At 61.1% G+C, this 23,026-nt stretch carries 22 protein-coding genes; 6 read left to right on the forward strand and 16 right to left on the reverse strand.

Annotated elements, in window-relative coordinates:
- Positions 1–2: 2 nt before the first annotated feature.
- The 7 genes from tadA to EGM97_RS00780 all read right to left on the reverse strand — a co-directional run bounded on the left by tadA (position 3) and on the right by EGM97_RS00780 (position 5,429).
- Entirely contained in the window at positions 3–500 is a 498-nt protein-coding gene (gene tadA / locus EGM97_RS00750; protein WP_053152582.1) for a tRNA adenosine(34) deaminase TadA, read from the reverse strand.
- Complete coding sequence (locus tag EGM97_RS00755) at positions 500–1,876, reverse strand: multicopper oxidase family protein (protein ID WP_238961421.1); 1,377 nt, start codon at positions 1,874–1,876, stop codon at positions 500–502. The genes tadA and EGM97_RS00755 overlap by 1 nt, the downstream gene beginning before the upstream one ends.
- A gap of 148 nt (positions 1,877–2,024) precedes the next feature.
- Positions 2,025–2,549 (reverse strand): helix-turn-helix transcriptional regulator, encoded by a 525-nt coding sequence (locus EGM97_RS00760; RefSeq protein ID WP_238961422.1) that lies wholly within the window; start codon positions 2,547–2,549, stop codon positions 2,025–2,027.
- Between the two features lie 4 nt (positions 2,550–2,553).
- The gene (locus EGM97_RS00765) at positions 2,554–2,829 is read right to left on the reverse strand and encodes a hypothetical protein (RefSeq protein ID WP_238961423.1); all 276 of its coding nucleotides are present in this window, start codon (positions 2,827–2,829) and stop codon (positions 2,554–2,556) included.
- Positions 2,830–3,072: 243 nt separating this feature from the next.
- Entirely contained in the window at positions 3,073–3,468 is a 396-nt protein-coding gene (locus tag EGM97_RS00770; protein WP_238961424.1) for a DUF6632 domain-containing protein, read from the reverse strand.
- A gap of 164 nt (positions 3,469–3,632) precedes the next feature.
- Positions 3,633–4,496 (reverse strand): class I SAM-dependent methyltransferase, encoded by an 864-nt coding sequence (locus EGM97_RS00775; protein WP_238961425.1) that lies wholly within the window; start codon positions 4,494–4,496, stop codon positions 3,633–3,635.
- A 39-nt stretch (positions 4,497–4,535) separates the two neighbouring features.
- On the reverse strand, positions 4,536–5,429 hold the full coding sequence (locus tag EGM97_RS00780) for an NAD(P)/FAD-dependent oxidoreductase (RefSeq protein WP_238961426.1): 894 nt from the start codon (positions 5,427–5,429) through the stop codon (positions 4,536–4,538).
- Positions 5,430–5,535: 106 nt separating this feature from the next.
- Here EGM97_RS00780 and EGM97_RS00785 point away from each other — a divergent pair, with 106 nt between their 5' ends.
- Positions 5,536–6,183, forward strand: coding sequence for a TetR/AcrR family transcriptional regulator (locus EGM97_RS00785; protein WP_238961427.1), 648 nt, complete (start codon positions 5,536–5,538; stop codon positions 6,181–6,183).
- A gap of 41 nt (positions 6,184–6,224) precedes the next feature.
- Here the strand turns inward: EGM97_RS00785 and EGM97_RS00790 are convergent, their stop codons facing one another.
- A complete protein-coding gene (locus EGM97_RS00790; protein WP_238961428.1) occupies positions 6,225–7,139 on the reverse strand; it encodes an NmrA/HSCARG family protein in 915 nt (304 codons plus the stop codon).
- Between the two features lie 77 nt (positions 7,140–7,216).
- Here EGM97_RS00790 and EGM97_RS00795 point away from each other — a divergent pair, with 77 nt between their 5' ends.
- Entirely contained in the window at positions 7,217–8,254 is a 1,038-nt protein-coding gene (locus EGM97_RS00795; RefSeq protein WP_238961429.1) for a LysR family transcriptional regulator, read from the forward strand.
- A gap of 104 nt (positions 8,255–8,358) precedes the next feature.
- Here the strand turns inward: EGM97_RS00795 and EGM97_RS00800 are convergent, their stop codons facing one another.
- The gene (locus EGM97_RS00800; protein ID WP_238961430.1) at positions 8,359–9,258 is read right to left on the reverse strand and encodes a LysR family transcriptional regulator; all 900 of its coding nucleotides are present in this window, start codon (positions 9,256–9,258) and stop codon (positions 8,359–8,361) included.
- A 148-nt stretch (positions 9,259–9,406) separates the two neighbouring features.
- On the opposite strand from EGM97_RS00800, the gene EGM97_RS00805 reads away from it, so the two are divergent.
- Positions 9,407–10,807: an alkyl/aryl-sulfatase gene (locus tag EGM97_RS00805; protein WP_238961431.1), complete on the forward strand. Its 1,401-nt coding sequence runs from the start codon at positions 9,407–9,409 to the stop codon at positions 10,805–10,807.
- A 153-nt stretch (positions 10,808–10,960) separates the two neighbouring features.
- Here the strand turns inward: EGM97_RS00805 and guaA are convergent, their stop codons facing one another.
- From guaA to EGM97_RS00825, 4 genes are all read right to left on the reverse strand, one after another.
- On the reverse strand, positions 10,961–12,538 hold the full coding sequence (gene guaA / locus EGM97_RS00810; protein WP_238961432.1) for a glutamine-hydrolyzing GMP synthase: 1,578 nt from the start codon (positions 12,536–12,538) through the stop codon (positions 10,961–10,963).
- 79 nt (positions 12,539–12,617) lie between these two features.
- The gene (guaB, locus tag EGM97_RS00815) at positions 12,618–14,087 is read right to left on the reverse strand and encodes an IMP dehydrogenase (RefSeq protein ID WP_053152570.1); all 1,470 of its coding nucleotides are present in this window, start codon (positions 14,085–14,087) and stop codon (positions 12,618–12,620) included.
- Positions 14,088–14,265: 178 nt separating this feature from the next.
- Entirely contained in the window at positions 14,266–14,814 is a 549-nt protein-coding gene (locus EGM97_RS00820) for a sugar ABC transporter ATPase (protein WP_238961433.1), read from the reverse strand.
- Between the two features lie 68 nt (positions 14,815–14,882).
- Entirely contained in the window at positions 14,883–15,650 is a 768-nt protein-coding gene (locus tag EGM97_RS00825) for a sulfite exporter TauE/SafE family protein (RefSeq protein WP_238961434.1), read from the reverse strand.
- Between the two features lie 243 nt (positions 15,651–15,893).
- Here EGM97_RS00825 and xseA point away from each other — a divergent pair, with 243 nt between their 5' ends.
- From xseA to leuA, 3 genes are all read left to right on the forward strand, one after another.
- The gene (gene xseA, locus EGM97_RS00830; protein WP_238961435.1) at positions 15,894–17,273 is read left to right on the forward strand and encodes an exodeoxyribonuclease VII large subunit; all 1,380 of its coding nucleotides are present in this window, start codon (positions 15,894–15,896) and stop codon (positions 17,271–17,273) included.
- Between the two features lie 3 nt (positions 17,274–17,276).
- Complete coding sequence (locus tag EGM97_RS00835) at positions 17,277–18,098, forward strand: peptidoglycan DD-metalloendopeptidase family protein (RefSeq protein WP_238961436.1); 822 nt, start codon at positions 17,277–17,279, stop codon at positions 18,096–18,098.
- A gap of 442 nt (positions 18,099–18,540) precedes the next feature.
- A complete protein-coding gene (gene leuA / locus EGM97_RS00840; RefSeq protein ID WP_238961437.1) occupies positions 18,541–20,220 on the forward strand; it encodes a 2-isopropylmalate synthase in 1,680 nt (559 codons plus the stop codon).
- A gap of 188 nt (positions 20,221–20,408) precedes the next feature.
- On the opposite strand, the gene EGM97_RS00845 is transcribed toward leuA, so the two are convergent.
- The 3 genes from EGM97_RS00845 to EGM97_RS00855 all read right to left on the reverse strand — a co-directional run bounded on the left by EGM97_RS00845 (position 20,409) and on the right by EGM97_RS00855 (position 22,808).
- The gene (locus EGM97_RS00845; RefSeq protein WP_238961438.1) at positions 20,409–20,813 is read right to left on the reverse strand and encodes a hypothetical protein; all 405 of its coding nucleotides are present in this window, start codon (positions 20,811–20,813) and stop codon (positions 20,409–20,411) included.
- A gap of 67 nt (positions 20,814–20,880) precedes the next feature.
- Positions 20,881–21,672: an amidohydrolase gene (locus tag EGM97_RS00850; protein WP_238961439.1), complete on the reverse strand. Its 792-nt coding sequence runs from the start codon at positions 21,670–21,672 to the stop codon at positions 20,881–20,883.
- Positions 21,660–22,808 (reverse strand): pyridoxal phosphate-dependent aminotransferase, encoded by a 1,149-nt coding sequence (locus tag EGM97_RS00855; protein ID WP_238961440.1) that lies wholly within the window; start codon positions 22,806–22,808, stop codon positions 21,660–21,662. The genes EGM97_RS00850 and EGM97_RS00855 overlap by 13 nt, the downstream gene beginning before the upstream one ends.
- Between the last annotated feature and the right edge of the window lie 218 nt (positions 22,809–23,026).

Here is a 23,026-nt window from a genome sequence, read left to right on the forward strand (position 1 = left end):
TTTCAGTCTGCCGGTTTGGCCCTACGCGCCTTGAAAAACTCGCTCAGCACCGTGCTGCATTCCTCAGCCAGTACCCCACCCTCGAACATCACTCGGTGATTCAGGAAACCCTGGCTGAAGAACTGCCCTTGGCTCTGGACGATGCCGGCCTTGGGTTCCAGGGCGCCGTAGACGACCCGTGCGATGCGTGAGTGGACGATCAGCCCGGCGCACATGCTGCACGGTTCCAGCGTCACATAAAGCGTGCTGCCCGGCAGGCGATAGTTGCTCACGGCTTGAGCGGCCGCGCGGATAGCGACCATTTCCGCGTGGGCACTCGGGTCGTGGCCGCTGATCGGGCAATTGAAGCCACGGCCAATGATCTCGCCATCCTGCACCAGCACCGCCCCCACCGGTACCTCGCCCAGGGCCGCACCTTGCGCGGCGAGGGCCAGGGCTTCGCGCATGAAGTCCTGGTCACGGCTGCGGTCGATGATCCGGGCGGGACGAATCTGGCGCATCACGCCACCTCGATGGCGGCCATCAGGCCGGTTTCCATGTGATCGATCACATGGCAGTGGAACATCCATACTCCAGGGTTATCCGCCACCAACGCCACCTGTGCCCGCTCGTTCTTGCCCAGCAGGTAGGTGTCGGTGAAGTAGGGAATGACCTTGTGCCGATTGGACGCGATCACCTTGAAGCTCATCCCGTGCAGATGGATCGGGTGCTGGTACTGAGTCATGTTCTTCAATTCGAAAATGTAACTCTGGCCTTTCTTCAGCGTCGCAATCGGCCGGTCGGCGCAGGTCTTGTCGGTGATGTCCCAGGCCTTGCCGTTGATCTGCCACAGGCTCGGCGGCTTGCCGTTGTCCACATTGACCGACACCGAACCGACCCACTCGAAATTGAAGTTGAGTTTCTCGGCATTGACCAGGTCCGGCTCGGACACCGGGTTGGCCGGCAGGGCGGGAGGCCAGGCGGTGGGCGCATCGCTGTTGGGCACCGAACGCAGGGTGCCCAGGCGCACCGGGCCGTTGCGCAACGACAACTCTTCCCCGGCCGGCGGTGCCTTGATCGCCAGACAGATGCGCATGCCTGGGCCGAGCCAGTATTCCTTGCCCAGCGGCCGGGGCTCGACGGGATTACCGTCCAGCGCATAGATCTGCGCCTCGACACCGGGAATGTTGATGCGGTAAGTCAGGGTGTTATCCAGGTTGAGCAAACGTACCCGGGTGATCTGCCCGGCAGGCAGGTCAATCACCGCCTGCGGCACGCCGTTGATGGTCGCCAGACGCCCAGCCGTACCACCACGGGCAGCTTCACGGGGAATGCTGAATTCAACGAACTGACCTTGCTCGTCCACATGCCAGCTTTTGAGGCTCAGGGTCTGCTCGTACTTGAACCCGGTGGGCTCGCGCTCCTCGATGATCAATGGCCCCACCAGTCCACGCCCGAGCTCTTCGCTGCTGTTGACGTGCGGGTGATACCAGTAGCTGCCGGCGTCCGGTACACGGAATTTGTAATCGAAGTATTCCCCCGGCAACACCGGGAGTTGCGAGACATACGGCACACCGTCCATTTCCAGCGGCAGGCGGATGCCATGCCAATGGATCGTGGTCGCCACCGGCAGGTGGTTGATGAAGCGCACCCGCAGCCACTCACCTTGGCGCACCCGCAACTCAGTGCCCGGCGCCGACGGACCGAACGCCCAAGCCTGGGTCTTGTGCCCGGCCACCAACTCGACATCCAGCGGCGCCGCGATCAACTCATAGTCATGACCGGCGTCGGCATCCGTCCGCTTGCCCAACCAATACCGCGATGCGCCTCCCGCGCCTACGCCCACGACAACAAGACCGGCCAGGCCACCGAGTATTTGGCGACGGGTGAAGGACATGTACGCAACTACCTCTGATTCTGCGACGGACCGGCGGGCCCGCAAAAGGCGAATACGATACACCTGCAGTTGAGAAAGATTAAGTGAAGGATTGTCGCGCTTTAGCAATGATTGCCTGATGTAACAATTGGCGATTCGACCGGGGTTGTCACCCGACCAGAGTTTCCAGTTCTTTGAGAGCCAACGCAGGTAACCGTCGGCCTTCTTTTGCAACGTTGATCTGCGACGCTACCCTGGCTACCTCCAGAACACTTCTGGTAAGCGAATAGCTTCCCCTGGCCTGTAGCCAAGTCAACACGTCCGCCAAGTGCCAGATAGATGCGCTCCCTTCGTGTACGGGTGTCGGAAAGCTGCTCGGATGGGTCAACATCAGCTTGCGCATATTCTGTCGGGACACGCCCACGATCTCAGCTACGTCGGTCAACCCGACCAAATCAGGAGCAACCTCGATCAGTTTCGCTGACGCCACCGCGCGACGAACGTCGCTCAATGCGCTGAGCACTGCCTGTTCCGCATCAGTAGCTTCACGAGTGAACTCAAGAGCCAGCCGTCCCGGCTGCCCAATGCCCACCAGGGCATCGTCACAGCCAGATTCCGCCAACCGCTCGACCAATTCATCAGAGGTACAGCCATCATCAGCGAGCTGATACTTCAACGTAAAGGTGTATTCCACTGTTCTACTCCTCAGCCTCGTCACAGGCGTGGCGCCGATTACGATGCGCGGTGCAATTGTCCACAACGCGCCGCAATGCTCGCGCATGATTGCCAGGGTTCTTGGGCGTGCTCCATATCGATGTGATGCAGAACTCGCCGCAGCGGCACTCCTGATCGTTATGCGGGCAATATGTCCGTCCCCAGGCGTGATTACCGCCGACTTCTACGCGCCAGCCCTGCGCCTCAGCATACCTGAGCGCTTCTTCGACCTCTTTCTTTGGATGCGAGGCACGAGCCATTAATGCTCTCCAGTATTCCCACGACATATTAGGTTGTCAACTGACAACCAAAGTAAGGAAGACATCGCCAGACGGGTAGAAGCCTTTCGCCAGCCATGCCAACGCCCCCCGTAGGACGATACGGCTCGATGGTAAGCGTTTCTCGGCGTCCGCTCAGGAGGCAAATCGTAGCGAAAAATGACGCCACGGCCAGACGATACCGTCAGGACAAGCCGTCGCGATTGGAAGCGTTATAAAGTTGAGCTAGTACGCCTTGTCGACCCGCGGCGTGAAGAACGCCAGAGCCGCCGCAACAACGAACAACGCAGGCACGTCGCCAAGCAAGTGGCCATAGTGGCTCATTCCGTCCAACCCGACACCGAAGGACTGCACGGCCATGATCGCGCCATGCACCACGCTCGACCATATGGTGAACCAGATCAGACTCAGGTGTTTCATGGGATCGCGGGATGCCCGTAGCAGGAACACCCCGAGCGTGGCGTAGATACCAACGATCATCAGCGGGTAGTCGGAATGGCCGCTGTGCCACGTCCAGCCGGAAGGCCACAGGACCATCAGGGGCCAGATAGCAAACACGGCGATCAGGCCGACGGCAATCAAGACAATGCGCAAAGCAGCAAGTTGCTGGGTGTCGTTCATGGCGGGCTCCTTATTGCGGCGAATGGGTCGCCGTAACTGGATGCCAGGGAGTATAGAATGCGTTGGGAGAGGCCTCCCGTCCTCGATACTGTCCGTTCAATCTGACCGGCCGTAGGTGCCCCGCCCCACTTCACCAAGCGCAGGCATCCCCCTGCTAATGCCTCTCAGCTCACCGGATTCCGTGCCGTGACGATCCACGCCGCGCCGTCGATCATCACCGACCGTTCGCCGGGGAGACCCGCGAAGGCGGCGCGAACCGCGGCCCAGGCATGGGCGCGGACGTCGTCGGACTGATCAGCAAGCACAAGCGACAGCGGGCCGCCCTCGAATGCCATCTTCACCGCGTCGTCGATCGCCGCGTTCCGAGTATCGCCCTGACCGAGCGAGATGGAAGCCTCGAAGGGCGCGATAGTGATATCGGTGAAGCCGGCCGCCGTCAGGATACGTGCCACACGCCCCGGGTCGCCGAACGAGAATGGGCCGGGCGCTTCGGGGCCAGGCGGCGCGGGCAGCGGGACGATGTCTTTGATCGCGACCATCGGCAGACGCACCCAATCGTTCTCGGCCACGCCGCGCCAGCAGACGAAAGCGACCCGCCCGCCCGGCCGGAGCGCGCGTCGCATATGAGCGAACGCCGCTGTCGGATCGTCGAAGAACATCACCCCGAAACGCGAGAACAGGATGTCGAACGCACCCTCGGGCAGCTCGGCGCTGCTGGCGTCGGCCACCTGGAACAGGACCGGCCTATCCTGTGGCGCAAGCGCACGCGCTCGGCCGATCAGCGGTTCGGATATGTCCACACCCAGCACTTGGCCCCTCGCGCCGACGCGTGCGGCCAGAGCCAGACTCGACGCACCCGCGCCGCATCCGACGTCAAGCACGCGCTCCCCTGCCGCTGGCGCGGCGGCTTCGATCGCGGCCTGACCGAACGACGCCAGCATGGCGTCGAGCCGGGTCTGGTTGGCGACCCAGTACTCCCCGCTTTGGCCATTCCAGTCGGCGACCTGATAAGAATTTTGCTCTGCCATGATATTTCCTCGTACTGTTCGAGAAGGGAATCTGCGCTTTCAAACCAACATCGATTGCTGAGCGGAGATACCCGCCGTCGCGCCGTGCGCTATGGCCTGGGTGACGGAGGCCATGAGGGGATTGGCGAGATCGCCCGCGGCGTAGATGCCGGGCATGCTGGTTTCGCGGCGCTCGTCGACCTTCAGGGCAATGCCGAAGGGCGTATCCACCGTGGCGAGGCCCAGTGATTCATGCAGGCTCGCGGACGGCTTGTTGCGCGGATGGGCGAACAGGATGTCGACCGCGACAGAGGGGCCATCGTCGAGCCTGACGGTGGTGTTATGGCTCTCGTCATGGTCGATTTCGGTGATCCGGCCATCGACGACAGGGAGGCCGCGGCGCACCAGATCGGCCCGAACGTCGGGTGGGATGTCATGCCCATTGGCAAAGACCGTCAATGTGTCGGTCCAATCGTGGTACAGCCTGACATAAGTGTGCGACTGCGGGCCGGACCAGACGAGGCCCCAATGCCGGCCGGCGACTTCGAAGCCGTCGCAATAGGGACAGGGCACGATGGAGGAGCCCCAGCCTTCGGCAAAGCCGGAAACTTCAGGCATCTGGTCGGCGACGCCATAGCTCAGGATCAAGCGACGCGCCCTGAGGCTTTTGCCATCGCCAGTGAGCACGGAGAAATCGTCGATGGCGCCGGAGATACTCTCGGCCCGGGCGCTGACCAGCGTGACCGTGGGATAGCGCGCCAGTTGCTGCCGCGCTTCGGCCAGGATGTCCAGCGGTGGCTTGTGATCGTGGCCGAGCAGGCCATGTGAATGGTCGGCGAAGCGATTGCGCGGCAACCCGGTATCGAGAACGGTAACCTTGCGCCGGGCACGACCAAGCTGCAAGGCGGCGGCGAGACCGGCAAAGCTGCCGCCGATAATGATGACGTCATTCATGGTGATGGGCTCCGCGCTGTGGACAAAGGGAGATTGGCTTGCAGCTTTAAGATACTTTGAAGTACCATAAATCAAGGATTACGATACTGTAAAGTACTTGAATTTTATGACTGAAAACAGCCAGAACCGGCGTGGCCGGCCCGTCAACGAGGCGCTTGGCCAGACGATAATCGACGCGGCGTTCGAACTTTTTGTGGAATTGGGGTTTCAAGCGACGACCATGGACAAGGTCGCCCAGCGGGCGAAGATATCCAAGCTAAGCATCTACCGGCACTTCGAGAACAAAGAGGCGCTGTTCAGCGCGGCCATCGCGACCCGCTGCCATCAGTTTGCACCACAGGCCCTTTTTGAAGGCGTCGACGGTTCGGCCGAAGATCAGCTCATGGCCGTGGGATCGACCCTGCTTCGTACGCTGTTGAACCCGGACGTGCGCAGTGTCGAAGCCATGATCATGGCCGACAAGACAAATCAAGCGTCGCTAAGCAAGCGCCAGTACGAAGCCGGCCCCGCCTATGTCATCGCCCAGATCGAAGCCCTGTTGCGTCAGTTGCATGCGAAGGCGGTTCTGAACGTGCCCGACCCTCGCCAGTCCGCCCGCTTGTTTGCCGCACTGATCAAAGGATCCGATCTCTTGATCATCGCCCGCTTCGATGAAGCGAGAGCAGAGGACGATAACGAAATCGAATCCTACTGCCGGTCGGCCGTCGCCATGTTCATTGCTGCGCACGGTGGCAACGACCATGCGGGAGGATAGCCTGTACGAGGCCACGAAGGAGTACTTGATATCGCGGATGCTCAGACTGCGGAAGCGGCACCGAGTCGGAAGTTTTCCCGAGCCCATGATGCAAATGTCGTCGGCATCTTACCCGCCACCTTGTTCGCGAGCGAGATCCCAGCGTCGTGGGAGCCCGGCCCAAGATATGTATAGGTCTCGTAGTAGGCCAGCGTTTCACCCAACGCGTCAGCGCCAGGAAAGAAGCCGGCGTATACCTCTCGAGGGATCTGGGTGAACGAGACCTTGTGGCCCAACTGATTCAAGGTGTCTACGAGGTCGTTGAAGCTCAGGAAATTGCCAACCAGCGGAAGATAAGCGCCATTGCCAGTTTCTTCCGGATGTGTAAATGCACCTGCCACGATGGTGCCCAGCTCATTGATGTCACCAGTGTGAAGGCAGCGTACCGTTGGATCGATAGGCAGCATCCAACCCAAGCTTCCGTCCTGCTGCATTTGCGGACCGTATGGTCCCGCGAAGTTCTGATAGTAGGCGGGCGGCATGACAAAGGTATGCCGCGCAAATCCAGCATTCTTCACAATCGAGTCAACCTTCGCCTTCCCAGTGAATTGGGGAACGTTGAATTTGCCGCCGCTGATGACCTCAACGTTTGGAAGGGTCGACCATATCAGGTGATCCACGCCTGCAGCTTTCGCGGCCTGAACCGCCGCCGCTGCCTGCTTGATCTCATCGGTGCCGTCTTGCCAGAAGTTGGTGACGAGAAAGACGCCATGGGTACCTTCGACCGCCGCTGCAAGGGTCTCAGGCCGTTCCAGATCTGCTGCGACAACTTCGTCAGCGACGCCCTTGTACGTGGCCGGGTCGCGCGAAAGCGCACGTACTCTGAACTGACCGCTTTCCTTTAGGGCGCGTACGACGCCGCCTCCTTGATTTCCCGTCGCGCCGAACACGGCGATCAGTTTCTTTTCGATAGTCATTATTTACCCTCTTCAGTTTTGATCAGGCGCTTGGGGCAAATGCGCAGCGCTGCTGTCGATTTGTCCTGGATGAGATCTTGCAACCGATCGTTTTTTGGATCAATTCCACAAAAACTGGAATCACTTGCTATTATTCGATCCATATGAGCGATCCCATCGAGACATCAGAACTAATCGCCTTCACCAAGACGGTTGACGCTAAATCACTCTCGCGTGCCGCCGCCGAGCTGCGCATTCCTCGCGCCACCGTGAGCCGGCGTCTTGCGCGCCTCGAGGAGCGTCTTGGCGCACGTCTCCTGCGCCGCACCACGCGAAGCCTAGTCCTGACTGATGTCGGTGAGGTGTTCTACCGGGAGGCCTGTCTCGCGCTGGAGGCTGTGCGCCTCGCCGAGCAGAGCGTGCGAAGGACAGATGGCGTCATCCGCGGTGATTTGCGCCTCTCGGTTCCGCCGATAACGAGCGTTGACTTCCATGCGATGCTCTGCGAGTTCGCGGCGCGCTACCCTGAGCTGCGCGTCCACGTCCACACCTCGAATCAACACGTTGACCTTCTCCGCGGCGATTACGACGTCGCTCTCCGGGCCAGCAGCCAGATCGAGCCCGGCCTAATCGCACGCACGCTCTTGCGCGACACAATGATCGCAGTCGCATCACCCGCTTACCTCGCCGATCGCGGCGCACCGCGCACGCACCGTGATCTCAAGAATCACCGCTGCCTCATCGGCTTCACACGCGGCGAACTGCCGGGGACCCACTGGCCCATGGTTTCCGGAGGTAAGCTCCATGTAGAGGGCACATTCTTCTCCAACGACATCGCCCTGTTGTGCGGGGCTGCCGTAAGTGGGCTTGGCATCGCGCTCCTCCCTCATGAGCTTGTATCGCCACATCTGGAAAGCGGCGCGCTCGTGCAGGTGCTCGCTGGCATCGTCGGCACCGAATTGCACATCGCGCTGGTCTACCCCGAGCGTACGTTCCTGCTGCCTCAAGTACGGGCCTTCATCGATGCAGTCGCCGCCTGGGTGCCGCGCGAGCATGCCGCGAACCAGCCGGGAGCGACCTCCGAGAGGAAGAAGGCTGCCCCGCGTTCTTCGAGCAAGAAGAACTCTCGCGCTTAACCTACGTACGAGCCATCAGATCAATCGCCAACCCAAACGCAGTGCTCATCACGGCCCGTAGGGGCAGGCCCGGCACTTCAACTCTCCCTTCCACCCTGCCTTGCTCACGGCCGATATCCGATGTCGCAGGCATGAAGAATTTTCGGGACATAATTCTGGCAGAAGGTCAGGTATGTCCGAACAATAGTCGAGGGATGGCGATGGGAAGGATAAAGAAGGTTGATGGGCTGCTCGGGCAAGGGAAGCTGCGGCAGCAATTGCACGAGGCGCTTCTCCTGAATAGGCGCAGCCGCCAGAAAAGGCGGCAATTCAGTTACCACATCACCTGCGAGCGCACGCACGCACAAATGATGATAATCGTTGGTAGACAGAAGGGCCTTTGGCTCGATGATATGCCCAGCCAAGTCCCATCGTGCCGGAGCATCGACACGCGACATCCATACAGCGCACGGGAAGCGATGAAGTTCGTCGGGTGTTGCCGGTACACCGAGGCGGTCCACTAGCTTCGGGCTAGCGACTAGAACATGGCGATAGGAAAAGACGTGTCGCGCCACCATGGCCTCATGAACGATGGAGCCGATACGTAGGGCGACATCGATGCCGTCCTCGATTAAGTCCACTCGACGCTCAGTTGAGTAGACGTGGACTTGGATGTCCGGATAGCGGCGCTGGAACGCTGCTAACAAGTTCCACCATGGCTCGAAAGATTGCGGGAACGATAGCCGTAAGCGCCCTCTCAACTGCGCCTGATCACTTACAACGGCTTGCTCGGCCTCGAGTAGCGCCTCGATGCCACGACTAGCCTGCTCGTACAGCCTAGTTCCGGCATCAGTCAGCCTCACCCCTCGCGCCGAGCGCTCCAGCAACTGCACCATGAGCTGCCGTTCCAGCTCCCGTATTCGACGGCTCAGCGTTGGCAGTGGGATTCCAAGGCGGCTCGCCGCCGAAGAAAGGCTACCCGTCTGGACGACGGCGACAAACATGTGAGTAGCGTTCAGGTCCATATGTATATCTCTCATATTTGAGAGGGAGCCTCTAATTTCTGCAAATGTTAATTCATTTACGAAAAGAATATCGTGTTGCCTGCAGATCTTAACTTCGAAAATAAGGGCGCTTATGCAACAGATGTGGACATGTCGAATCAGGACATTTATGGCGATAGTCACAACAATAGGGACGCTTACCGCGGTAAATGGCGTTGCCGCGCATGATGAATTCCCGAGCGAGAAGCTGAAGGCCCACTCCGAGGAATTTCGCAAGCGCATCGTCGAAGTTACGAACGGCGTGTACACCGCCATCGGCTACTCCGCCAGCAATGTCACGCTGATCCAGGCCGACGGCGGATCGATTATCGTCGATACCTCGGCCAACCCCGTCGATGCTCAAGCGATCATCAATGCCTTCGGGGATCGCATGACCAGACCTGTGCGGGCGATCATCTATACGCACAACCACCCCGACCATTCAGGCGGTGCGACGATATTCGCGGGCAATGACAAACCCGAAGTCTACAGCCACCAATTGCTGGTCTCGGCCAAACCAGACACGGGACGCGGCCGGCGCGATGGCGGCGATGCGTTCGGAACCGCTCTGCCCGACGACCAGTTCATCAATGCTGGCACTCAGCTCGAATACGGTAGGAAGACGCCGCACACGCGCGAGGGTTTTCTCCCGCCCACGAAAACCTTCGACGGCGAGCAACAAAGCCTGACGATTGCCGGCGTGCGAACGCAGCTCATCCTGACCCCCGGCGAGGCTGACGAAAACATCTCCGTCTGGCTACCGGAGCGCAAGGTACTGATTGCAGGCGATGTATTTCTGAAAACATTCCCCAATGTTGCCCCCCTTCGCGGACTCCCCACGCGTCCGGCGGACAAATGGGTCAACAGCCTAGACAAGCTGATCGCCCTGAATGCGGAATACGTCATTCCCGGACACATGAGCACGCTAGCCGGTGCGGACAAAGTCAGGGACGCTCTCACGGCTTATCGTGACGGCATCAAGTTCGTCTATGACAAAACCATGGAAGGGATCAGCAAGGGCAAGACCCCAGATGAGTTGGTTCAGGAAGTGAAACTTCCGGTGCGATTAGCACAACACCCATATCTACAAGAGTATTACGGCACTGTTGCTTGGGCAGTGCGCGGCATCTATTCGCAAAATGCTGGTTGGTTCGACGGCAACCCGACGCATATCTTCCCGCTGACCGAGAAGGAACGAGCGGAAAAAGTCGTTGAACTGGCAGGGGGAAAAGAAAAAATGTTGAACGGCGCGGAAGCATCGCTCTCTGCCAGTGAGTTTCAATGGGCCGCCGAGCAGGCAGACTATGTTCTCGCCATCGCACCGCAGAGCAATCGGGCAACCATGTTAAAGGTTCGCGCACTTAGAGAACTGGGCGAACATCAGATGAATGCCACGGCCCGCAATTACTATCTGACAGTAGCGCAGAGCCTAGAGCAAGGTCTCCAAGCCGGTGGCCCAATTAAGATCAGTCTAACAGAACCGAGACGTAGTCTCTGCGTAGGGCCGGGACGAGGGGATTTGCAGCCCTAACCGCTGGGACCACAAAGCTATTACCGATCCGCCACAGAAACGGGATGTTTGGCGATGCAAAACTTTCAGACAGTGCCAAGCCGAGAATAAAAAAAGCCCGCATTACGCGGGCTTAGAGGGGCTCATTGCTGCCGGGCTATACCGGACGCAGGATCACTCCCACTCAATCGTCGCCGGTGGCTTGCTCGACACGTCATACGTGACGCGGGAGATACCGTCGATCTCATTGATGATCCGCCCGGAAACAGTCTCCAGCAGCTCGTACGGCAGGTGTGCCCAGCGAGCGGTCATGAAGTCGATGGTTTCCACGGCACGCAGGGCTACGACCCAGGCGTAACGGCGGCCATCGCCCACCACGCCGACCGATTTCACCGGTTGGAACACCACGAACGCCTGGCTGACCTTGTGGTACCAGTCGGCCTTTCGCAGTTCTTCGATGAAGATGTGGTCGGCGCGACGCAGCAAGTCGGCGTATTCCTTCTTCACTTCACCGAGGATCCGCACGCCCAGGCCCGGGCCTGGGAATGGGTGGCGGTAGACCATGTCGTACGGCAGGCCCAGTTCCAGGCCGAGGCGACGAACCTCGTCCTTGAACAGCTCGCGCAGCGGCTCGACCAGCTTGAGGTTCATCTCTTCCGGCAGGCCACCGACGTTGTGGTGGGACTTGATCACGTGGGCCTTGCCGCTCTTGGCGCCGGCCGACTCGATCACGTCGGGGTAGATGGTGCCCTGGGCCAGGTACTTGATGTTGTCCAGCTTGCAGGATTCGGCGTCGAACACGTCGATGAAGGTGCGACCGATGATCTTGCGCTTCTTCTCCGGGTCGGACTCGCCGGCCAGGTTGGCCAGGAACTGCTCCTCGGCGTTGGCGCGGATCACCTTGACGCCCATGTTCTCGGCGAACATGGCCATCACTTGCTCGCCTTCATGCAGACGCAGCAGGCCATTGTCGACGAAGACGCAGGTCAGCTGATCACCGATAGCCTTGTGCAGCAGCGCGGCAACCACCGAAGAGTCGACGCCGCCGGACAAGCCCAACAGCACGTTGTCGGTACCGACCTGGGCGCGGATGCTGGCGATGGCGTCTTCAGCAATGTGCGACGGCGTCCACAGGGCTTCGCAACCACAAATATCGAGGATGAAGCGCGACAGGATGCGACCGCCCTGCTTGGTGTGAGTCACTTCGGGATGGAACTGAACGCCGTAGTAGCGGCGATCATCGTTGAACATGCCGGCAATCGGGCAGCTCGGGGTGCTGGCGAGGATGTGGAAGTCTTCCGGCATCATGGTGACCTTGTCACCATGGCTCATCCACACGTCCAGCCCGAACAGGCCATCGGCATCGACATGGTCTTCGATACCATCCAGCAGGCGGCTCTTGCCGACCACGTCGACGCGGGCATAGCCGAATTCACGCAGGTCGGAGCCTTCCACCTTGCCACCGAGCTGCTCGGCCATGGTCTGCATGCCGTAGCAGATGCCGAAGACCGGTACGCCCAGGTCGAACACCGCTTGCGGGCAGCGCGGGCTGTTGGCTTCGTGCACGGACTCAGGGCCGCCGGCGAGGATGACGCCTTTGGGCGCGAATTCGCGAATCGCTTCATCGTCCATGTCGAACGGATGCAGCTCGCAGTACACGCCGATTTCACGCACGCGGCGGGCAATCAGTTGGGTGTACTGGGAACCGAAGTCGAGGATCAGGATGCGGTGAGCGTGAATGTCGAGGGCCATGACTCATTCTCATGTAGGGAATCAGAAACAACTCGGGGCTGAATGAACAGCCCCGGTGATTACGTTTTTGCTGAAGGCCTTAACCTACGCGGTAGTTCGGCGCTTCCTTGGTGATCTGCACGTCGTGGACATGGGACTCGGCCATGCCGGCACCGGTGATGCGTACGAACTCAGGCTTGGTGCGCATTTCTTCGATGTTGGCGCTGCCGGTATAGCCCATCGAAGAACGCAGGCCACCCATCAGTTGATGGATGATCGCGGTCAGGGTGCCCTTGTACGGTACGCGACCTTCAATGCCTTCCGGTACCAGCTTCTCGGCACCCGCCGAGGAGTCCTGGAAGTAGCGGTCGGAAGAGCCCTGGGCCTGGGACATCGCGCCCAGCGAGCCCATGCCGCGGTAAGCCTTGTAGCTACGGCCCTGGAACAGTTCGATCTCGCCTGGTGCTTCTTCGGTACCGGCGAACATGGAACCCATCATCACGCTGTAGGCACCGGCCACGATGGCCTTGGACAGGTCACCGGAGAAACGGATGCCACCGTCGGCGATCAACGGGATGCCAGTGCCTTCAAGGGCTGCGGCGACGTTGGCGATGGCGCTGATTTGCGGCACGCCGACACCGGCGACGATGCGGGTGGTGCAGATCGAGCCAGGGCCGATACCGACCTTGACCGCGTCGGCGCCGGCTTCGGCCAGGGCCTTGGCGGCGGCGCCAGTGGCGATGTTGCCGCCGATCACCTGCACGTCAGGGAAGTTCTGCTTGACCCAGCGAACGCGGTCGATCACACCTTTGGAATGGCCATGGGCGGTATCGACGACAACCACGTCCACGCCGGCATTGACCAGGGCGGCGACGCGATCACCGGTGTCCTTGCCGGTGCCGACCGCAGCGCCGACGCGCAGGCGACCCTGGTCGTCCTTGCTGGCCAGCGGGTAGGCTTTGGCTTTTTCGATGTCGTTGACGGTCATCATGCCCTTGAGGGTGAACTTGTCATCGACGATCAGCACGCGCTCGATGCGGTGCTTGTGCAGCAATTCGCGGACTTCGTCCTTGCTGGTGCCTTCCTTGACCGTGACCAGGCGCTCTTTCGGCGTCATGACCTGACGGACGGTGGCGTCCAGGCGATTCTCGAAACGCACGTCGCGGGAGGTGACGATGCCGACCAGATCGCCATCGTGCAGCACCGGAACGCCGGAGATGTTGTGCATGCGGGTCAGTTCGAACAGATCGCGCACCGTGGCATCAGCCTCGATGGTGATCGGGTCCTTGACCACGCCAGCCTCGAACCGCTTGACCTTGCGCACTTCGGCGGCCTGCTGTTCGATGGTCATGTTCTTGTGGATGATACCGATACCGCCTTCCTGGGCCATGGCGATGGCCAGACGGGCTTCGGTCACGGTGTCCATGGCGGCGGAAACCAGTGGGATATTCAGCTCGATGCCACGGGTAAGACGGGTTTTGAGACTGACTTCGTTAGGCAGCACCTCGGAATAACCGGGCACTAGGAGAATGTCGTCGAAGGTCAGGGCTTCTTGGCTGATACGCAGCATCGCGGGGGCTCCCGAGCGGGAAAATGGAAGCGCGCCATTATACTCATGCACCCCGCCGGGCTCAATGTAAAACTCTGTCTATTATTGGCGGGGTGATTGATGGGCCAAAACAGGTTCAGCGCTGCATTTGTGGCGAGGGGATTTATCCCCTCGCCACAGGGGCCGCGTGCTGGCTCCCCTACAACTCCACCCGCACCCAACTCACCGGCTGATCCAGCCAATCAGCAAATTCATCCAGAAACGCTTGCTTGAACCCGGCCTCCAGCCAGTTGTTGAAAATGAACCCCAGGTTGGAAAATGCGCAAGGTTGCAAGAACAGGAATCCGTTGATGTCGTCTTCATGCCCGCATTCAGGGCAGGTGAAGTTGTCGGTGCGGCCCGGCATCCAGTCTTCCAGGCTTTCGAACAGTGCCTCGCCGATTTCCTTGCGGCATTCGGCGCAGCCGGCTTCTTCGAGAAAGCCCTTGGCCGGTGTATAGATGCAACGCTTGGTGATGATTTCAAGGCCGTTGATCGCGTCGCCGAACGGCAAGACGTCGGGGTGCAGAACCACTTCGCGGGCACCCGGGGCGATGGCGTAGCCCATGCGATTGCCGGTGCGTCCGCATGTGGTCAGTTGTTCCTCGACGATATTCTTGCGCACCAGCCAGCGAAGGATGGCCCGGGCCCGAGGTTCGTGGACCGGCAGAGTGGAAATTCTCGGGACGATGATGCTTTGCGAATTCATGGTACGGCCTGGCGATATGCGTTGCGGTGCGATGGGAGGGCGGCAGCTTAATCCCTGGCCGAGTCAGGTCAAGCGCTCAGGTATCGCACGATCAAGGCGATGCCGCTGGCGAGTACCAGCCAGGTTACCAGGCGCACGAACGCCTCGCGGGACATCCTCATGGTCAAGTGACGCCCTATCCACAAACCCAGCGCCATGGCCGGCAACAAACACAGCGCCAGTACCAATAAGGGTAGTTCGGCATACACGCCTGCGACAGCGAACAGACTCAACCGCACCACGGTGCTGCAACTGATCAGCGCGCTTTGAGTGGCGCGCGCGGGGTCCTTGGGCAGCCGGCTGTTCAGATAGATGGCATACAAGAAGCCACCGCTGCCGAACAAGGCTCCGAACAATCCACCCACCGTGCCCATCGGAATCGCCCAGAGGGCCGACAATTGCGCGGGCCGGGCCTTTATCCACAGGCTGTAGATTGCATAGGCGCTGATGAACAGGCCCATCAACAACAGCAACAGATCGGACTTGAGGTTGAGCAGGAAAATCACCCCCAGGGTGCAGCCCACCGCCATGCACGGCAATAGCCGCAGCAGCTCCGTCCGGGACACATCCCGGCGTGAAGGCAGCAGGTTGCCGAACGCGGCGACAAAGTCCAACAGCACCAGCAGCGGGACGATCTTCGACAACGGCATGAACAGCAACAGGATCGGCGCAGCCACCAGCGCGGTGCCGAACCCGGCGATGCCGAACACGATGTAAGCCAGGGCGATGGCGAGGCCGATGACCAGCCAATCCATTGGAGCGAAGGCCCACTGGCCCAACCACGGCAGAAGATTCATCCGGCACTTCCTTGCTGACGAAGCGGCGACTTTAGTCAGATGCGGGGGGCATATCCAGCATTTGTGGTGACTGTTCCGCCGTCATCGCGAGCATGCTCGCTCCCACAGTGGGCCTGCATGGACACAAATGCCGTGTACGACGCAGAGCCTTTGTGGGAGCGAGCCTGCTCGCGATACTGGCGACTCGGTCTAATTGTCTCGACACATGGAGCTTCAGGCACAAATGCCCTTATCATGCCGCCCATGATTAAAGATCCCTTTGCCCGACTGGGCCTGGACCGCGAGGTCCTGACTGTCAGCCAGCTCAACGGCCGTGCGCGGGTGTTGCTTGAAGACGTGTTCAGCAACATCTGGGTCGAGGGCGAGATTTCCAACCTGGCCCGGCCGGCGTCCGGCCACGTGTACTTCACCCTCAAGGACAGCGGCGCCCAGGTGCGTTGCGCACTGTTCCGGCAGAACGCCGCTCGGGTGCGCCAGGCGTTGAAGGACGGGCTGGCGGTCAAGGTGCGCGGCAAGGTCTCGCTGTTCGAGGGCCGTGGCGACTATCAACTGATCCTCGACACCGTGGAGCCGGCTGGCGATGGCGCCCTGCGCCTGGCCTTCGATGCCCTGAAGGAAAAGCTCAGCGCCGAGGGCCTGTTCAGTGCCGAGCGCAAGGTCCCGCTGCCGGCTCATCCGCAACGCATCGGCATCATCAGCTCGCCCACCGGCGCAGTGATCCGAGACATCATCAGTGTCTTCCGCCGCCGCGCGCCGCAGATCGCTCTGACGCTGATCCCTACCGCGGTCCAGGGCCGCGAGGCCACCGCGCAGATCGTCCGCGCCTTGAAACTGGCAGACGCCCGGGGCTTCGATGCGCTGATCCTGGCCCGGGGCGGCGGTTCGTTGGAAGACCTGTGGTGCTTCAACGAGGAAGCCGTGGCCCGTGCCGTGGATGCCTGTGTCACGCCCATCGTCAGTGCTGTCGGCCATGAAACCGACGTGTCCATCAGCGATTTCGTCGCCGACGTGCGCGCCCCGACGCCATCCGCCGCCGCCGAACTGCTGGCGCCGGATGCCGGTGACCTGGTGCGCCGGGTTGAGAGCTTGCACCGCCGATTGGTGATGCGCATGCGCGACCGCTTGATGCGCGATCAATTGCGCCTTGAAGGCCTCATGCGACGCCTGCGCCATCCGGGCGAACGCCTGCGCCAGCAGGCCCAGCGCCTCGACGATTTGGACATGCGTCTGCGCCGGGCCTTCGAGCGCAGCCTCAATACCCGTCGCGAACGACTGATCCGCCTGGAAACCCGCTTGGCCGGGCAACATCCCGGTCGACAGCTGGCGTTGCTGCGCCATCGCCTGGACAGCCTCGCCACCCGCCTGCCCCGGGCCATGAATGAAGGCCTGAAAGCACGACGTCTGCAATTGCAGAACCAGATGCAGACCCTGCACATCGTCAGCCCCCTGGCGACCCTCGGCCGCGGCTACAGCATCCTGCTGGACGAACGAGGCCACGCGATCCGCAGCGCCGGCCAGACCCAGACCGGCCAGCGCCTGACCGCCCGTCTCGGTGAAGGCGAACTGCTGGTGCGCGTCGAAGACAACCACCTGACTCCCGTCACCCTTTCTTTACTGGATTGATCCATGCCGCGATTCCTGGCACCACTGCTGTTGCTCTGCCTGACCTTCAACGCCCACGCCGACAGCTACATCACCCGCCTGTTGAACAAACCGGTGCCCGGCGGCGTGGCCGTGGTCGATCTGGGCAATGCGCCCCAGGCGCCGAAAGCCAGTTACCAGGGCAAACCGGTGATGGTGGTCAAGGAACAGCAAAACTGGCTGGCGATTGTCGGCATTCCGCTGACGGTCCAGCCCGGCACCCAGCAGATCAAGAGTGGCGGCAGCACCCAGCCATTCGTGGTCGGCTATAAAAAGTATCCTGAGCAGCACATCACGTTGAAGAACAAGCGCCAGGTCAACCCGAACCCGGCGGACCTCAAGCGCATCGACGCCGAAATGGCCGTGCAGTTGAAGGCCTACCGCAGCTTCAGCCCGAACATCCCGAGCAATCTACTGTTGGACAAGCCAGTCGATGGTCCGCTGTCGAGCAAGTTCGGCGTGCGCCGCTTCTTCAACGGTGAAGAGCGCAACCCCCATGCCGGCCTGGACTTCGCCGTCCCCGCCGGCACGCCGATCAAGACCCCGGCAGCTGGCAAGGTGATCCTGACCGGCAATTTCTTCTTCAATGGCAACACCGTGTTCGTCGACCACGGTCAGGGTTTCATCAGCATGTTCTGCCACATGTCGAAGATCGACGTGAAAGTCGGCCAGCAACTGACACGGGGCACGGTGGTGGGCAAGGTCGGCTCCACCGGTCGGGCGACGGGACCGCATATGCATTGGAATGTCAGCCTGAACGATGCGCGGGTGGATCCGGCGATTTTCATTGGGGCGTTTCAGCCCTGAGCCTTGTGCTGAGGCGACTGGCCCCATCGCGAGCAGGCTCGCTCCCACCATTTTGAATGCGGCGCTCCCCTCATGTGGGAGCGAGCCTGCTCGCGATGACGGCAGCGGCATCCCCTTCAACACGGATTGCCGAGCCAGAAACATCGACGCAATAAAACTACAAATTTCACAAGAGCACGCGATTAAATCTCGCAAAACCTCCCCAAAGCAAAACTTCTCTCAATTTTTTCCGACTGCTTGCGATCCTTCCCCCACGCGGTTAGGGTTGAGGGCATGAAAACCTCTCATACCCTCATCCAGCTTCGCCAGCACCGCAGTCTGTGCCTCGTCAGCGCACGACTGCCGGGCTGACTCGCGTCACCTCGTCCAGGCTGTGAAGCCACCCCGTTCGAACCACCGGCAGGCCGCCTTTTTCCGGCCACGATAATAAAGGATTCCGCTCATGAGCATGCTCAAAGACCCGTCTTCCAAATACCGTGCGTTCCCGACCATCAACCTGCCGGATCGCACCTGGCCGTCGAAAACCATCACCACCGCGCCGATCTGGTGCAGTTCCGACCTGCGTGACGGCAACCAATCGCTGATCGAGCCGATGGACGCGGTCAAGAAGCTGCGCTTCTGGAAAACCCTGGTCGCCGTTGGCGTCAAGGAAATCGAAGCGTCGTTCCCAGCCGCCTCGCAGACCGACTTCGACTTTGTGCGCACCCTCATCGAGGGAGGCCACATCCCGGACGACACTACCATCCAGGTGCTGACCCAGGCCCGTGAAGACCTGATCGCCCGTACCTTCGAATCCCTGCGCGGCGCGAAGAAGGCCATCGTCCACCTCTACAACGCCACCTGCCCATCGTTCCGCCGCATCGTGTTCAACCAGGACAAGGAAGGCGTGAAGGAAATCGCGGTGAACGCGGCCAAGCTGTTCGTCAAATACGCCGCCCAACAGCCGGAAACCCAGTGGCAGTTCGAATACTCGCCGGAAACCTTCAGCGCCACCGAGCTGGAGTTCGCCAAGGAAGTCTGCGACGCCGTGATCGAAGTGTGGAACCCGACGCCCGAGCGCAAGGTGATCCTCAACCTGCCGGCCACCGTGGAAGTCGCCACCCCGAACGTCTATGCCGACCAGATCGAGTGGTTCCACCGCAACATCAGCCGCCGTGACAGCGTGCTCATCAGCCTGCACACCCACAACGACCGTGGCACCGGCGTAGCCGCCACCGAGCTGGGCCTGATGGCCGGCGCCGACCGTGTCGAAGGCTGCCTGTTCGGCAACGGCGAGCGCACCGGCAACGTCGACCTGGTGACCGTGGCCCTGAACCTCTACACCCAGGGCGTCGACCCTGAACTCGACTTCTCCGACATCGACGGCGTGCGCAAAGTGGTTGAAGAGTGCAACCAGATTCCGGTGCATCCACGTCATCCATACGTTGGCGACCTGGTCCACACCGCATTCTCCGGCTCCCACCAGGACGCCATCCGCAAGGGCTTCGCCCAGCAGAAACCGGACGCACTCTGGGAAGTGCCGTACCTTCCGATCGACCCGGCCGACATCGGCCGCAGCTACGAGGCGGTGATCCGCGTCAACAGCCAGTCGGGCAAGGGCGGCATCGCCTACCTGCTGGAGCAGGAATACGGCATCAGCCTGCCACGTCGCATGCAGATCGAATTCAGCCAGGTGGTACAGCGCGAAACCGATCGCCTGGGCCTGGAGATGACCGCCCAGCAGATCCACAGCCTGCTGCAACGCGAGTACCTGCAAGCCAACACCCCGTATGCACTGGTCAGCCATCGCCTGCAGGAAGAAAACGGCCACAGCGCCGTGGAAGTGGAAGTGGCCAGCAAGGGCCAGGGCGAAACCAACCTGCACTGGCGCGGCAAGGGCAACGGTGCGCTGGAGGCCCTGGTGGCCGGCCTGCCGATTCCCGTGGAGATCATGGACTACAACGAACACGCCATCGGCGCCGGCACCAACGCCAAGGCGGCGGCGTACATCGAACTGCGCGTCAACGGCGAGCGTCCGGTGCACGGCGTAGGCATCGATGAAAACATTACCACCGCCAGCTTCAAGGCGTTGTTCAGTGCACTGAACCGTTCGCTGAGCCAGCCGGAGGCGAAAGCGGCTTGATCGGCTGCTGAAAATGTAAAAAGGCCCTGGGGTGTGAACCTTGGGGCCTTTTTGTTTGGGCTGTTTTTTGTGTCGCCGATCAGGGCCTCATCGCGAGCAGGCTCGCTCCCACAGTGGATTTGTGGTGATCATCGATCCAGTGTGGGAGCGAGCCTGCTCGCGATGGCGACCGGTCAGGCAACCAAATGTCAGGCGTGGGTATCAACCCCAACCGTCATAGCCTGCAACAACGCGCCGCGCAGGGTCTGCAAGGCAGCCTGAGTGCCCATGATCTGGGTCTGGATAGCCATTGCCTGCTGAGCCTTCTGCTCTTCACTGGCCTGGCTCTTCTGCACGCGAGCCAACTGCGCTTGCTGTTGGGCCAACAGCTTTTCGGTCTGTTCGATCTGCTTCTTGATCTGTTCGATGACATCCACCCCCTTGCTGGCGGGTGCACCGGCGACGTTGGCGCCGCTGGTATCGACCTTCAGTGACGCTTCCTTTTCACTGCCGGCCTCCGTTGATGCAGTCGTATCATCAGTTGTCCCTTTGATCGAGACTTTAGGCGTCGACATCGAGTAAGGGCTAGCAATCGTTGCGCTGATAGTGGTCATAGGTGTTCTCCTTGGCTGCCCGTTTATCGGCCTACCCTGACACTTCTTGAGGGCTGAATCGTTTCAATCAGATGAATTCGAATCGGTCGGCATCCAGGTTCGCCGGGAACCGCGTGCGATACGCCGCCAGATCCGCCGCACTCAAACTCACCATGAACACGCCGTCGGCCTCCCCTACGCTGAGCAAGGTTTCGCCCTGGAAGTCCAGCACCTGGCTGTCACCGGCATAGGCGAAGCCCTTGCCGTCGGTGCCGATGCGATTCACCGCCGCCACGTAGCACAGGTTTTCGATGGCCCGTGCCGGCAGCAGGCGGTTCCAATGCAGGCGCCGGGCGCCCGGCCAGTTGGCCGTGTACAGCAGCAGGTCGGTGTCCTCGGCGTCACGACTCCAGGCCGGGAAACGCAGGTCGTAGCAAATCAACGGGCGGACCCTCCAGCCCTTGAGCTCGAACAGCACCTGGCGGTCGCCCGGCGTGTAGTGGTTATGCTCGCCGGCCATGCGGAACAGGTGACGCTTGTCGTAATGCAGCACTTCGCCGTCCGGTCGGGCCCAGAGCAGGCGATTGCGATGGCTGCCATCGGCGGCCTGGACGATCAGGCTGCCGGTGATCACCGCGTCCAGCCGCGATGCCTGGGTCCGGAGCCACACGCTGGTGGGACCGTGCTCCGGCTCCGCGAGCGCCTCGGATTCCATGGAGAATCCGGTGGTGAACATCTCCGGCAGGATGATCAAGTCCGCGCCGCTCGCCTGTTCCAGCAAGCCTTCGAAATGTTCGAGGTTGGCTTCGCGGTCATGCCACGCCAGGGTGGTCTGGATCAACGCCACATTGAGATTGGGCAACGCACTCAGATCACGCATAGCTTTTGCGCTGCTTCGCGCAGCGTCTCCTCACGTTTGGCAAAGCACAGCCGCACCAGGCGCTGGCCTTGAGGTGGATTCTGGTAGAACACCGACACCGGAATCGCCGCCACGCCGTGCTCACGGGTCATCCAGACCGCCATGTCGACGTCGTTCAAGTCCGGGCGGATCCGGGAGTAGTCCACCAACTGGAAATAAGTGCCGGCCACCCGCTTGAAGCTGAAACGCGACGGGGCCAGCAGATCGCAGAACAGGTCGCGCTTGGCCTGGTAGAAGCCGGGCAATTGTTCGACATGTTCCGGATGATCGGCCATGTAGTCGGCCAGGGCATACTGCAAGGGCGTGACGCCGCAGAAGCTGACGTACTGGTGCACTTTGCGCAGCTCAGCCGTCAGGGCCGGTGGCGCCACGACGTAGCCGGTCTTCCAGCCGGTGACGTGGTAGGTCTTGCCGAACGAACTGACCACGAAGGCCCGCCGATACAGTTCCTCATGGGCCAGGACGCTGGCATGGGGCACGCCGTCGAACACCAGGTGTTCATAGACCTCATCGCTGACCAGGTAGATGTCGCGATCACGGATCAGCGCTGCCAACTGGTCCAGTTCGGCGCGGCTGATCAGGGCGCCACTGGGGTTGTGCGGCGTGTTGAGAACGATCATGCGCGTACGCGGGCTGAGGGCTTCGCCGAGCTTCTGGAAATCGATGGCAAAGTCATCCAGGCCCAGTTGAACGTGCACGCAACGCCCACCGGCCAGTTGGACAGCGGGTTCGTAACTGTCATAACTGGGATCGAATACGATCACTTCGTCGCCGCTTTGGACCACCGCCGCGATGGCGCAGAAAATCGCCTGGGTCGCGCCAGGGGTCACGGTGACTTCCTGATCGGCATCAACACTGGCACCGTAGCTGCGGGCAATCTTCGCCGCGATCTGCTGACGCAGGGCCGGCAGGCCGGTCATCGGCGAGTATTGGTTATGGCCTTGGGCGATATGCCGGCCCACCGCATCGCGCAAGGCCTGCGGGCCATCGAAGTCGGGGAAGCCTTGGGACAGGTTCAGCGCACCGGTCTGTGCGGCAAGCTGGGACATCTGGGTGAAAATCGTGATGCCGACATTCGGCAACTTGCTGGTGATCATCAAGGCTTCTCTGCGTCTGCACCCGGCTCTGGCGCGGCGCGGGAGAGGTCGAGGATAGCCCAATCGCCGGGCATGAAAAAGGGTGCCGCGAGGGGCACCCTTTTTCATGCTGACGACACCCCCCTTGTGGGAGCGAGCCTGCTCGCGATAGCGGTGGGTCAGCTTGCATCGAGGTTGCTGTCCTGACGCTTCGCGAGCAGGCTCGCTCCCACAGGGGA

The sequence above is a fragment of the Pseudomonas sp. AF32 genome (assembly GCF_022342325.2).
In the GTDB taxonomy this organism is placed as follows: Bacteria; Pseudomonadota; Gammaproteobacteria; order Pseudomonadales; family Pseudomonadaceae; genus Aquipseudomonas; species Aquipseudomonas uvaldensis.

Bases quoted from the DNA above. Each gene is read 5' to 3' on its own strand.
- tadA (WP_053152582.1), bottom strand. From the start codon at position 500: ATGCGCCAGATTCGTCCCGCCCGGATCATCGACCGCAGCCGTGACCAG.
- EGM97_RS00755 (WP_238961421.1), bottom strand. From the start codon at position 1,876: ATGTCCTTCACCCGTCGCCAAATACTCGGTGGCCTGGCCGGTCTTGTT.
- EGM97_RS00765 (WP_238961423.1), bottom strand. From the start codon at position 2,829: ATGGCTCGTGCCTCGCATCCAAAGAAAGAGGTCGAAGAAGCGCTCAGG.
- EGM97_RS00770 (WP_238961424.1), bottom strand. From the start codon at position 3,468: ATGAACGACACCCAGCAACTTGCTGCTTTGCGCATTGTCTTGATTGCC.
- EGM97_RS00775 (WP_238961425.1), bottom strand. From the start codon at position 4,496: ATGGCAGAGCAAAATTCTTATCAGGTCGCCGACTGGAATGGCCAAAGC.
- EGM97_RS00780 (WP_238961426.1), bottom strand. From the start codon at position 5,429: ATGAATGACGTCATCATTATCGGCGGCAGCTTTGCCGGTCTCGCCGCC.
- EGM97_RS00785 (WP_238961427.1), top strand. From the start codon at position 5,536: ATGACTGAAAACAGCCAGAACCGGCGTGGCCGGCCCGTCAACGAGGCG.
- EGM97_RS00790 (WP_238961428.1), bottom strand. From the start codon at position 7,139: ATGACTATCGAAAAGAAACTGATCGCCGTGTTCGGCGCGACGGGAAAT.
- EGM97_RS00800 (WP_238961430.1), bottom strand. From the start codon at position 9,258: ATGGACCTGAACGCTACTCACATGTTTGTCGCCGTCGTCCAGACGGGT.
- EGM97_RS00805 (WP_238961431.1), top strand. From the start codon at position 9,407: ATGGCGATAGTCACAACAATAGGGACGCTTACCGCGGTAAATGGCGTT.
- guaA (WP_238961432.1), bottom strand. From the start codon at position 12,538: ATGGCCCTCGACATTCACGCTCACCGCATCCTGATCCTCGACTTCGGT.
- guaB (WP_053152570.1), bottom strand. From the start codon at position 14,087: ATGCTGCGTATCAGCCAAGAAGCCCTGACCTTCGACGACATTCTCCTA.
- EGM97_RS00820 (WP_238961433.1), bottom strand. From the start codon at position 14,814: ATGAATTCGCAAAGCATCATCGTCCCGAGAATTTCCACTCTGCCGGTC.
- EGM97_RS00825 (WP_238961434.1), bottom strand. From the start codon at position 15,650: ATGAATCTTCTGCCGTGGTTGGGCCAGTGGGCCTTCGCTCCAATGGAT.
- xseA (WP_238961435.1), top strand. From the start codon at position 15,894: ATGATTAAAGATCCCTTTGCCCGACTGGGCCTGGACCGCGAGGTCCTG.
- EGM97_RS00835 (WP_238961436.1), top strand. From the start codon at position 17,277: ATGCCGCGATTCCTGGCACCACTGCTGTTGCTCTGCCTGACCTTCAAC.
- leuA (WP_238961437.1), top strand. From the start codon at position 18,541: ATGAGCATGCTCAAAGACCCGTCTTCCAAATACCGTGCGTTCCCGACC.
- EGM97_RS00845 (WP_238961438.1), bottom strand. From the start codon at position 20,813: ATGACCACTATCAGCGCAACGATTGCTAGCCCTTACTCGATGTCGACG.
- EGM97_RS00850 (WP_238961439.1), bottom strand. From the start codon at position 21,672: ATGCGTGATCTGAGTGCGTTGCCCAATCTCAATGTGGCGTTGATCCAG.
- EGM97_RS00855 (WP_238961440.1), bottom strand. From the start codon at position 22,808: ATGATCACCAGCAAGTTGCCGAATGTCGGCATCACGATTTTCACCCAG.